Below are 9,630 nucleotides of genomic sequence, written 5' to 3'. Positions count from 1 at the left end.
CTCTGCATCGTGACGCCGGCGGAGGGCCGGCTTGGCGTCTGACATGGTGTCCACCTAACTTGTTTGGTGGGCACCATCCTGGCTGCCGGCCACGGGCCGTTCAAGGTGAGTTGGCCGGACGGATACGGTCGTCCACCATGTGGGCCAGTGAAACGCCGTGAGGACGTGGATGCCGAGGACGCACTCGTCTAGGCAGCTCTGGCCAGGACGTGCGCCTACTTCCGCGGCTGGGGGTCGGGTCTCACGCTAGTGATCCTTACCAAACCGCTCTCCCCGGCGCTGTCGGTAAATCCAATTGCCGCTTCCAGGTTCGGCTGTGCTTCGACGGTACGCGCGTGCCGCTCAACGCGCGCAACTAGCGAGCCTTCTGTCGCCGAGTCGCGGGCGCCCAGCGCCTTCAAATCTACCAACAGCTTGCCGGCATGGCCGTATAGGTGCCCCGCCTCAGGACGCAGAAAGCCTTCTCGAGCAACCAGGTAGGTTGCGACTCGGTTCCGATGGTCCACGTCGACCCTGACAACAGCAGCGGGGCTGACTGGTTCACCTGTAGCGTCGATGAGCATGCGGCTCTCCTGCAGAGCAGGAATCCTAGGCCTGCGCGTCCTGGGTCTCAAGCCCAGCTACGGCTCGTTGGGCCAAACTGAAACCGAGGTGAACGGCTTGCTTCGTCCCAGCATCGGCTCGGCCTGACCCAACGTAGACGTTCGCCGCGCGCATCGGGACCAAGAGGTCGCGCGCGGCCACCAGGATGTCTGCGTCACTCCGGCCCATCACAACCGTCATCCGCCACACCTGCAGCAGTCGGTCGGCGTCCAGCAAGTAAAGCCTCAGCTGCCGGTGCCACGGCTTGCTGGCGGGTAGTGAGGCCAGCAACGCACGGATGAGCAGGTCGAGGTCCTTGATGGACTTGGTGATGCCCTCGTGTTCAGGCTCCGGCGTCGTAGAAGGCGTCGGTACATCCATCTCGCTACATCAGAACTCGTCGACGGTGCTTCGCCCAGCGGATGGCGCGGCCCTTTCGAAGAGCCAGTCGCACCCATCTACGGTTCCGCGCACCACGCGGGCGTTCTCGCGGCCGACGGTACGGTCGTCGCACGCATGGAAGGCTTCCCAGCTCACGGTGTAGTGCACCGCAACGCCGGCTTCGGTGGCCTCTGCGCCGGTGACCTGCAGGTCCGTCATCTGCGCGAGCTCATCGAACTCTGCAGCGCTGAAGTCAAGCGCCAGGCCAAAGCCATCGTTCTCGACCATCTCGTTGAAGTACAGCTGCAAGTATTCGCCCGGGGCGGGAATGGGGACGCACATGTCTGCCGGCATAGCCACGATTTTGAAGCAGCCGACGCTTGTGCAGGTTGATGTATGCGAGCAGCCATGTCATGCTGACGCCGGCGCTTTCTTGATGTAGCGCCTCAACCGTCAACCTGTACTTCGACGGCCGTGCCGCCTTGCATGCGGCAACAGAAGTTGTGGCGGTCCTTGTCCTGTAGGCACTCAAACGACAGGTCCCAGTCGTTCTTGTCGTCGGCATCCAACGGCACTGTCATTGCGACGAACTGGAAGGCCTCGCGCCACTGGGCCGGGAAGCTGCCTTTGACCCACCGCTCGTACTCGGGGACCAGCAATGGAGCCGCTGTCGCAAACGCCGCGTCGTTGTTTCGTGCGAACTTCAGAAAGAACTCAACCTGCTGGTCGGTTGGAGGTTGTTCGCCAACGGTCTCGATGAATAGGGTGAAAGGCTGATTCAACAGCTCTCTCTCGATCTCCCAGTAGTTGCCGCTCCTGGTCTCCATGAGCACCCCCTCGCCGAGCACGGGGTGATTGATGCGCACAAGCGGTTTGCCGAAAAGGAGGCGCTTCAGAAAGCTCATTGCCTTGGTGACCTTAGGCGGCTGATCGAGATGCCGCCTCCCAACGATACGGCAGAAGTTCAGCGAGAGTGCTGTTCTTGTGTGTTGGCAGCCGAGTTAGCACGTCGTGCAAGTAGGCATAGGGATCGTGCCCGTTCAGCTTGGCTGTTTGGATCAGGCTCATGATGGCAGCGGCGCGCTGCCCTGCGAGTAACGTCCCAGCGAAGAGCCAGTTCTTCCGTCCGGTGGCCCATGGTCTGATCTGCTGCTCGTCGAAATTGTTGTCGATGGGCAAGGCGGGGTCACCGAGATAGCGCGTAAGCGCCGCCCAGCGGTGCAGGCTGTAGTCCATCGCCTTGGCGGTCGCCGAGCCATCCGGCACCTTCGGCCGGAACTCCAACAACCACCTGTGAAGGGCCTGCGCGACCGGTGTCGCGCGCGTTCGTCGCTGTCTCAACCGCTCGTCGGCCGGCAGGCCCTTCACTTCCCGCTCGATGCCATAGAGCTGCCCGATGAACTCAATGGCGGTGGCTGCCAGCGTGCTCTTGTTGGCCAGGTGCAGCTCCACGAACTTGCGGCGCGCGTGGGCCATGCAGCCCGCCTCCTTGATGCCGCCGTCAAGGAACAGCGCCTTGTAGCCGGAGTAGTCATCGCAGACCAGGCTGCCCCTCCAGGCGCTGTCGGTGCCGTGACCGAGGAAGGTCCGTGGATGCTGGCCGGAGCGGCTCTCGGTGAAGTCGTAGACCACCGCGCGCATCTGCTCGAAGGCGCCGCTGGCGTAGGCCCACAGATAGGCGCGATGCGTCTTGCCGGTGCCGGGCGCGAGCATCGCAACGGGCGTCTCGTCGGCATGCAGCACCGGCAGGCGTAGAAGATCGGCCTTCATGGCGTCCACCAGCGGCTGAAGGCGCACACCGCAAACGCCCACCCAGGCAGCGAGCGTCGAGCGCGGGATGGCCAGGCCGGCTCGCTCGAAGATCGCTTCTTGGCGATAGAGAGGCAGGTGGTCCGAGTGCTTGGCGACCAGCACATGGGCGAGCAGGCCCGAGGTCGGCAAGCCCTTGTCGATGATCTCCGCCGGCACTGGCGCCTGGGTCAACGTGCGGCACTTGGCGCAGGCCCACTTCCCACGCACATGGCGCTCCACGGTGAAGCTGCCGGGCGTGTAGTCCAGCTTCTCGCTGACGTCCTCCCCGATGCGCGTCATCTGGCAGCCGCAGGGGCACGTCGTGTCGCTGGGCTCGTGGTGGCGCTCCACGCGCGGCAGATGGGGTGGCAACGCGGCGCGCTTGGGCCGCTCCGCCGCGGGCCCGGTGTCCTTGCGCTTGGCGGCCATGAGCTCGGCCAGTTGTGCTTCAAGGGCAGCAAGGTCAGCATCGACCGCCTCGTCGAACAGCGCCTTCTGCTCGGCGTCAAGCTGCTCGCTCTTCTTGCCGAACTTCACCCGCCGCAGCTGCGCCATCTCGAAGGTGAGCTTCTCGATCTTGGCGTCGCGCCACTCAATCTCGCGACGGTCGTGCGCCTGGCGATCCAGTAGCGCCTGCACCTTGGCACCGATGTGCCCGAACCCCGCGGCTTCCAGCGAGGCGATGTCTTCGGCACTGAGCGGCGCGGCAACTGCCATGGCGGCAGTGTGGGGCGAGCGTACGTCGCGCGCATCGGCGCGAGCACCGATTGCGTCACAGCAACCGGATTGCGCCGTCGTCCTCCACGCGCTGCCACGGCAGACCCAACACCAGGGCCTGCAGCTGCGGCTGCGTCAGCGACATCTGCTCCAGCGTGACCTCGCGGGGCCACACGAAGCGGCCCTGGTGCAGGCGCCGCGCTGCCAGCCACACGCCGATGCCGTCATGCACGAGCACCTTCATGCGCGTGGCGCGTCGGTTGGCAAAGAGGTAGGCGTGGTGCGGCTTGGCGCCGCCGAAGACATGCACGACGCGGGCCAGCGCGGTCTCGGTGCCGGCGCGCATGTCCAGTGGCGCCGTCGCGAGCCAAATGGCGTCGATGCGGATCAACGCAGCAGCTCGCGCATCCAGGCAGCACACGCATCGGCGGCGCCTGCCGGCCAGGTCACCGCGACGGTGGTCGAACCGCGGCGGACCTCAATGCGGATGGGCTCTGCACTCGGAGCGGGCGGCTCCGACGGCGTCGGCGTCGGCAGCGCGATGAAGCCAACGGGATTGGCGCTGACAGTCGCCGTGTCGGCAGGCGGCTGAGCCCGCTCATGGACCCAGCGCCGGAGCAGGTTGGCGTTGATACCGTGAGCCATTGCCACGGCTGCCATTGATACGCCTGGCTGCTGCGAGGCCTGCACGGCCTGCGCCTTGAACTCGGCGCTGTGAACTCGCCGCCGGCGGCCTGGCGCTGCTTGGTCCATAGTGCGTACGTACCCATCAAGTCGTTGATGGATACGAGCATCCTAGGCATGGTTCAGCGGATCAACATGACTTCGCTGGCCGCTTACAGGTTGATGGCGAAGCTCCCCATGGGTTGCCTACAAAGTGGGGAGGTCATGGCCGTCACCGATCCCCCGACTGTCCGCGGGGTCTTCTGCCTGTGTCGACGAACGGCCTTCCGGCGTCGATATGCTGCGCTGCAACATTGGATTTTTGTACCGCTTGTCTCCTCCACCGCCCATGGGTGGATTAGCCCCTGTTGGCCACCGGCCGGCTGGGGCGTTCTTTTGAGACTTGCCGACATCAGGCCTGTCGACGCCGCTGGCGTCTGTCGCCAGGCAAGGCCAAGGGCCTACTGGTGGACTTTGGGAGGCAGAGGATCAACGACTGTCACGCGCTTGAGGTCTGCGCTATAGGCCAATAGAACAGTGCGGCCCACATGCCGAACACTTCTGAGTTCATCGAGCTGGGCCGGGCCAAGCGTCTTCGCATGGAAGGCGTCGAGAAACTCCAGGAAGGCACTCACAGTCGCTGCGTACTCCTCCTCGGAGGCGCTCTTCTGGATGAGCAGCTTGAAGCGCAGCCCATCGTCAGCCTCTGCCATCAGCGAGAACAGCAGAGAGTAGTCGTTGTCGCTTCGCTTGCCCGCCGTGCTGACTACTGTCAACGCTGGCGCGCCAAGTCCCACCAAGCGGCCGTAGAGCGTGCTCAAGCCTTTTTTGAGCAGCGTGTAGTGGTCCTTGCCCGCCTCTTTGAAGAAGCCATCGAAGTAGGACTTTCCGATGAAGACTATCGCCATGGTGGGCAGCAGCCACTCAAGGCCGGCTTGTGGCCCAGGCGGGTCCCGCTCTTCGATCAGGAACGGCGTAGGACCTGTCGCCAGCACTGACCCCATGTCATCGAACATGTCCATGCGAGCTGGTGGGCAAAAGCTGGCGGCAAGAGGTGGAAGCATTGAGGTCGGTCGGCAAGTTGGTTGCGACGGCGGCGCCGTCAAGACGTGAGCGCTGCGCAGGACGCGGAATGTGTCCTGCCGAGGCAAGTCAGCTCAGCAGCACGCCGAGCAGCCGGGTGTAGCGGTCGATGTGGTCCTGGGGCGGCTTTTCCACCGCTCGCTTGAGCTCTTCGGCGCTGCCCGAAGGCCATCCAACAGCACCGCCGTGGTCTACATCCCACCGCTCAAGCAGCGTCGCCGGATCGTTCGTCTTGCTCGACGATGCGATGCCGACGACACCGTCGTTCGGTTCGCCTTCAAAATCCCCGACGATAGCCGTTGACGAGAAGAAGAACGAGTCGGGATCAGCGCCAGCGTCACAGCCCACGCATCGGTAGTCGATATTGTTGGCTCTGTCGTCTTCGTCCTGCAGGTCGTCGTGCAGGGTCAGGTCGCGCAAGGCGCCAGCGTCGTGAGCAAAGATGCCCGACAGTAGGTTGAGCGGGTTGAGCGCGTCCAAGAAGAAGCCGGGATGAAGTACCTCGTCCGCGACCGGGCTCCCATAGTGAGGCGTGGCGACAGTGATGAGGCGCCTCACACGCCTTGCGATTTCCGGATGACGAGCGAGCATCCGGCGGCAATCCAGGCCGCCCATGCTGTGTGCGAGGAGGTAAATTTTCTGGCCATCGTCAGGCCAGTGGGTCAGTACCTGGCCCGCGAGGCTCGTAGACCTAGCGTCGAGCGATCCGAGGGGCAGGACACTCGGGCAAAATACCTCGTTGTGCCCCCCGGCTTCGTACAGCTTCTTGATGCCGTTGAAGTAATTGATGGGCTGCATCGGGAGCACCGAGCCAAAGCCCAGGATTCCATGGGCGAGGACGATTCGAGCCATTGCTGCCTCCCGCTTTCGACGGTGATGTTGGGTCCCCGATGGCGTCGGCAGTGTCGCCGCCTTCTCGGGCCGCCACATGGTAGGACCGAGAGCCCCCCCACGTCGCCTCCCAACTTTTGAGGAGAAAGGCTTTGCGCTATGCCGTTGCCCTGGAGCTGACGAGGAAGAGCGCAGCGACGCTGCCGAGTAGCGCCCAAGCCTTCAGCTGAGGGCTTTCCAGCGGGAGCGCGTGCGCGAATCGAACGAAGTGCTCGCAATTGAAGAGGGTCCAGGCGTAGGGCTGGTGCAGCCCGGATCGAGCGCGACGAAGGACCTCCTCGCCAGGCAGTCCGCCCCAAAGCGGCACGACAGTGACGTCTTGACCTCGGGCGAACTGAGCCAGGTCCTCTTCGATGACCTGGTAACCGTGCTGCCCTGGATTCAGCGAGATGACTCGCTGCGGGTATCCCGGGACGACCTCGGTCAGCAGGCCGACGTGGCGGTAGAACCCGCGGCCGGCGCTGACTACCGTTCCTGGAGGTGCTGGCAATGAAATGCGTTTCATGGAAAAATGCTCCCAAAGTATTTTTGCATTAAACGCATACATGCCCAGCAAGTCAACCCCCATCGTTCCAACGGGCGAGATGCCCTATTCATCGCTATGGGGTCAGGTCATCAAGGACGAGCGCACTCGCCTGGCCATCGACCAAGGCAGCATGGCCCGCGCGCTTGGGCTTTCCCAGTCGGCGTACTCCCGGCTGGAGTCCGGTGACTCGACCATGAACGTCTGGCAAATGCGCGAGTGCGCCAGGCTTCTGAACCTCACCGTCGCTGACCTGCTTATGCGAGTAGATGCGTTCGAGCTTCAACTGCAGCAGGCGAAGGTCGAAGTGGTTGCCGAGAAGCGCACCAACCCGGCGGCGGCGTTGATCGGACTGGCCGTATTGGCGATGTTGCTGAAAGCGTGATCCAGCCGCCTGCGGCTAGCGTCGTGGGGCTCACCAGGCCCCACCCGGGGCGACTTGCCCTCCTGAGTAGAAAAACTTGCCCTCCTGAGTATGCCAACTTGCCGTGCTGAGTAAATTCACTTGCCGTGCTGAGTAACGGGCCGGCGAGAAATGCGCAGAACGGCCTGGAAATGGAGAGCGATTTCGCAGGTCAGGCGGGGTCCCTAATCTTGTAATCCTCTTAATCAACGTAGCCCATTGAGGCGGCGTAGCGCCCTGCCCTACCTGGAGGCGCTCCAGCGACGTGCTCAAGGCGGCATCTCGGAGGCACAAAAGGAGCGTCGGCGGTGAAGGGTTCTTCGTAGATCGGCTTGCGCGGCGACGCATAGACGCGCCTGAGACCTCAGATGAGGTAGGTGGGGGTCTGTCGCCATGCATCGGCAGTGCCCGCGGCAAGGCTTGCGCGACGCCTCCCCGCCGGCGCGCGGGCCTGGGAGCCTTCTGGGCAAGAACTCCAGGGTTGCGAGGTGTCGACGCGCGTGAGCGCGGCGCGGCTTATCCTTCTGCAGCTTGGATAAGCCGTGGCTCGACACCCATCAAAAAGTTGCGGAAGGCCAGGCAACCCTCCCCCCATACCGGAGCAAGTGCTTGGGCTGGAACGATCACATTGACGACGACGATGAGCTGGACAACCTTCCCGCCCATGCCCGTGGCAACCCCTTCGATGTCGATGCCCCCTTCGACCCCGATGACCACTGGCTGGAAAGCGCCTCCAGCGAGCACCAGCTCATCGCTATGCGAGCCTGGTTCAAGGCGCGCTACTGCGACCCTGCGCATGAGACGCCCTACAACGGGCGTGAGGGTGGCTACCTGTTCATTCATGGCGGCCCCTACAACCCTGCCGATGAGCTTCACGAGCGCTTTGGGCGGTTCGTCGATGGAGACACCATCCAGGAAGTGGTTGATGAATTGGTCGCTGAAGTGGGCGAACAATGGGCGCCAATTCGCGAGGAGTTCCCGCCTGACGAATATGACGAGCGCTATGACTTCGAACCTGTTGAGGCCGAGGCCCCTCTAGAACGGCTTCAAACGCGCATCGAGGAGCTCAAGACGACCCTTGCTCTGCAGACGGACGCGACAGCAAAGCAGCTTGTTGCCCGGCTGGTGTTCAGCGCTCTCATCGGCGCGCTCGAGTCCTTCCTCTGGGAGACGGCTCAGCACTGGATCGAGGAACGTGAGGATGTGCTGCAACGCTGCATCGAGAAGCTGCCAGTGTTCAAAGAGCGTCCCATCAAGCTGGGAGACGTGTTCAGGGAACACGCGAAGATCAAGGAGACGGTCAAGGGGCATCTGCAGCACCTGGTCTGGCACCGATGGGACCAGGTGGGCTCGCTCTACAAGGTCGGTCTGGGCATTCAGTTCCCCAGCGTGGCTGCGTTCGAAGCACCACTCATCAAGCGCCATCACATCGTGCACAGAAGTGGGACCGACCTGGACGGAAATCTGATCCTCATAGACGATGCGGACGTGATGGAGCTGGCTGAAAAGGTGGAGGCGTTTGCAGCCGAGGTTGCAGCAGCGTGCCTCGACAAGTTCCTCTTTGAAGAGCGGCCACCTAGCGGGCACGACCTTATCTGAGGGCCGCTCATCACCTAAGTTCCGGCTTAGCGTCGACCCAGCCAACTGCCCGAATGGTGGCGTTAGATTCCGCAGCTTGTGGACTAACAAGGCGGTCGCTCCGCATCTCGACTGCCATGTGCCTTCGACCGCCAGCAAGCGTGATCTATGCGCACTACGGGCAACGCGCAGGAGCCGGCGGCCGTACGCGCACGAGCTGAACTTCGTCGACACCGCAGACGGGCTTCCGTTCTGACTTGAAGCGCCGCCGCACTGGGCCTACGCTCTGCTGGCTCGCCGCTGCCGCACCACCAAGTTGACGGAGCGCCCCGATGGACACCATGTTCTTCGCCAATGACGGCTCTGCTTCCGCGTGGTTCACGGTGCGGCCGCACCCCCTCGGATTTGTCGGCATGGTCAACCTCGTGCTCGCCGGGAAGACTGGCTGCTCCGTGCGCCACGAATGCCTCCGGATACGCGCCTCGCGTGACGACGCCCTGGAGGATGCACGCGCTGACGCCCGCGAGTTGGTGAGGATGTGGAGCGAGGAGCGCGTGCAGTTGGGCGATCTGTGACTCGCCAGAGCGGCCTCTCCGCCCAGGCGGTGCAGAGGCATCAAGCGCAACCGCGACCTAGCTGACAGCCTTTCCGAGAACCCCACCTTGACCGGCCTAGTGGGGCCGCAGCACGACGGCGCATGGGAGCGTGTCGGATATGCCTCCTCGAGCACGTTCAGCACTGCCTTCAGCCGCCACGTCGGGAAGGCTCCTAGGGCGCACTCCCGAGAGGGAAGCTAACCGTCAACCTGGGCGTTGCCGGCACGCTGCAGTCCGCTCGCGCCGGCTGCCAGACGTGCTGAAATGGCCCGATCTTGTCGGGAGATTTCGATGTTGCGTATTTCGGCCAACGTGACCGGTCATTTCGGTCATCGTGACCGACGCTGTTGAGGAGCGTCGGAGAGGTCGTTTCGGTATCGTGACCGCCCGTTTCGGCGATCGTGACCGCCGGGCCGGCGGCG

Annotated in this window: 13 protein-coding genes and 1 pseudogene; 4 read left to right on the top strand and 10 right to left on the bottom strand. The window is 63.6% G+C overall.

What is annotated here, in order from left to right; translation table 11 throughout:
• Positions 1-215: 215 nt before the first annotated feature.
• From ACG04R_RS28240 to ACG04R_RS28195, 10 genes are all read right to left on the bottom strand, one after another.
• Positions 216-563, bottom strand: a complete 348-nt coding sequence (locus ACG04R_RS28240; protein WP_394418112.1) for a hypothetical protein — start codon at positions 561-563, stop codon at positions 216-218.
• A gap of 25 nt (positions 564-588) precedes the next feature.
• Positions 589-963 carry a hypothetical protein gene (locus ACG04R_RS28235; RefSeq protein WP_394418109.1) on the bottom strand — a complete coding sequence of 125 codons (375 nt, stop codon included), beginning with the start codon at positions 961-963 and terminating at the stop codon, positions 589-591.
• A 9-nt stretch (positions 964-972) separates the two neighbouring features.
• Entirely contained in the window at positions 973-1,317 is a 345-nt protein-coding gene (locus tag ACG04R_RS28230; RefSeq protein ID WP_394418106.1) for a hypothetical protein, read from the bottom strand.
• 92 nt (positions 1,318-1,409) lie between these two features.
• The gene (locus ACG04R_RS28225) at positions 1,410-1,868 is read right to left on the bottom strand and encodes a hypothetical protein (protein ID WP_394418104.1); all 459 of its coding nucleotides are present in this window, start codon (positions 1,866-1,868) and stop codon (positions 1,410-1,412) included.
• A gap of 13 nt (positions 1,869-1,881) precedes the next feature.
• Positions 1,882-3,471 (bottom strand): IS66 family transposase, encoded by a 1,590-nt coding sequence (tnpC, locus tag ACG04R_RS28220; RefSeq protein WP_394418101.1) that lies wholly within the window; start codon positions 3,469-3,471, stop codon positions 1,882-1,884.
• A 55-nt stretch (positions 3,472-3,526) separates the two neighbouring features.
• Entirely contained in the window at positions 3,527-3,862 is a 336-nt protein-coding gene (gene tnpB, locus ACG04R_RS28215; RefSeq protein ID WP_394418098.1) for an IS66 family insertion sequence element accessory protein TnpB, read from the bottom strand.
• The gene (tnpA, locus tag ACG04R_RS28210; protein WP_394418095.1) at positions 3,859-4,224 is read right to left on the bottom strand and encodes an IS66-like element accessory protein TnpA; all 366 of its coding nucleotides are present in this window, start codon (positions 4,222-4,224) and stop codon (positions 3,859-3,861) included. The genes tnpB and tnpA overlap by 4 nt, the downstream gene beginning before the upstream one ends.
• Before the next feature lie 371 nt (positions 4,225-4,595).
• Positions 4,596-5,156 carry a hypothetical protein gene (locus ACG04R_RS28205; protein ID WP_394418092.1) on the bottom strand — a complete coding sequence of 187 codons (561 nt, stop codon included), beginning with the start codon at positions 5,154-5,156 and terminating at the stop codon, positions 4,596-4,598.
• Between the two features lie 130 nt (positions 5,157-5,286).
• Positions 5,287-6,069 carry a lipase family alpha/beta hydrolase gene (locus tag ACG04R_RS28200; RefSeq protein WP_394418088.1) on the bottom strand — a complete coding sequence of 261 codons (783 nt, stop codon included), beginning with the start codon at positions 6,067-6,069 and terminating at the stop codon, positions 5,287-5,289.
• A 136-nt stretch (positions 6,070-6,205) separates the two neighbouring features.
• Positions 6,206-6,613, bottom strand: a complete 408-nt coding sequence (locus ACG04R_RS28195; protein WP_394418085.1) for a C40 family peptidase — start codon at positions 6,611-6,613, stop codon at positions 6,206-6,208.
• On the opposite strand from ACG04R_RS28195, the gene ACG04R_RS28190 reads away from it, so the two are divergent.
• The 4 genes and pseudogenes from ACG04R_RS28190 to ACG04R_RS28655 form a co-directional block, all read left to right on the top strand.
• On the top strand, positions 6,612-7,016 hold the full coding sequence (locus ACG04R_RS28190) for a helix-turn-helix domain-containing protein (RefSeq protein ID WP_394418082.1): 405 nt from the start codon (positions 6,612-6,614) through the stop codon (positions 7,014-7,016). The genes ACG04R_RS28195 and ACG04R_RS28190 overlap by 2 nt on opposite strands.
• Before the next feature lie 627 nt (positions 7,017-7,643).
• Positions 7,644-8,633 carry a hypothetical protein gene (locus ACG04R_RS28185; RefSeq protein ID WP_394418079.1) on the top strand — a complete coding sequence of 330 codons (990 nt, stop codon included), beginning with the start codon at positions 7,644-7,646 and terminating at the stop codon, positions 8,631-8,633.
• A gap of 311 nt (positions 8,634-8,944) precedes the next feature.
• Positions 8,945-9,187 carry a hypothetical protein gene (locus ACG04R_RS28180; RefSeq protein ID WP_394418076.1) on the top strand — a complete coding sequence of 81 codons (243 nt, stop codon included), beginning with the start codon at positions 8,945-8,947 and terminating at the stop codon, positions 9,185-9,187.
• 126 nt (positions 9,188-9,313) lie between these two features.
• A pseudogene (locus ACG04R_RS28655) lies at positions 9,314-9,409 on the top strand (AraC family transcriptional regulator); the annotation flags it as partial.
• Positions 9,410-9,630 lie beyond the last annotated feature (221 nt).

It is taken from the genome of Pelomonas candidula (genome assembly GCF_043555985.1).
Lineage (GTDB): Bacteria > Pseudomonadota > Gammaproteobacteria > Burkholderiales > Burkholderiaceae_C > Pelomonas > Pelomonas candidula.
Note: the sequence above shows the minus strand (reverse complement) of the source record. Positions and strands in the feature narration are given on the sequence as shown.

Coding starts and splice junctions, on each gene's coding strand:
- ACG04R_RS28195 (WP_394418085.1), bottom strand. CDS start 6,613: ATGAAACGCATTTCATTGCCAGCACCTCCAGGAACGGTAGTCAGCGCC.
- ACG04R_RS28230 (WP_394418106.1), bottom strand. CDS start 1,317: ATGCCGGCAGACATGTGCGTCCCCATTCCCGCCCCGGGCGAATACTTG.
- ACG04R_RS28180 (WP_394418076.1), top strand. CDS start 8,945: ATGGACACCATGTTCTTCGCCAATGACGGCTCTGCTTCCGCGTGGTTC.
- tnpC (WP_394418101.1), bottom strand. CDS start 3,471: ATGGCAGTTGCCGCGCCGCTCAGTGCCGAAGACATCGCCTCGCTGGAA.
- ACG04R_RS28240 (WP_394418112.1), bottom strand. CDS start 563: ATGCTCATCGACGCTACAGGTGAACCAGTCAGCCCCGCTGCTGTTGTC.
- tnpA (WP_394418095.1), bottom strand. CDS start 4,224: ATGGACCAAGCAGCGCCAGGCCGCCGGCGGCGAGTTCACAGCGCCGAG.
- ACG04R_RS28200 (WP_394418088.1), bottom strand. CDS start 6,069: ATGGCTCGAATCGTCCTCGCCCATGGAATCCTGGGCTTTGGCTCGGTG.
- ACG04R_RS28190 (WP_394418082.1), top strand. CDS start 6,612: ATGGAAAAATGCTCCCAAAGTATTTTTGCATTAAACGCATACATGCCC.
- ACG04R_RS28205 (WP_394418092.1), bottom strand. CDS start 5,156: ATGGACATGTTCGATGACATGGGGTCAGTGCTGGCGACAGGTCCTACG.
- ACG04R_RS28235 (WP_394418109.1), bottom strand. CDS start 963: ATGGATGTACCGACGCCTTCTACGACGCCGGAGCCTGAACACGAGGGC.
- ACG04R_RS28225 (WP_394418104.1), bottom strand. CDS start 1,868: ATGAGCTTTCTGAAGCGCCTCCTTTTCGGCAAACCGCTTGTGCGCATC.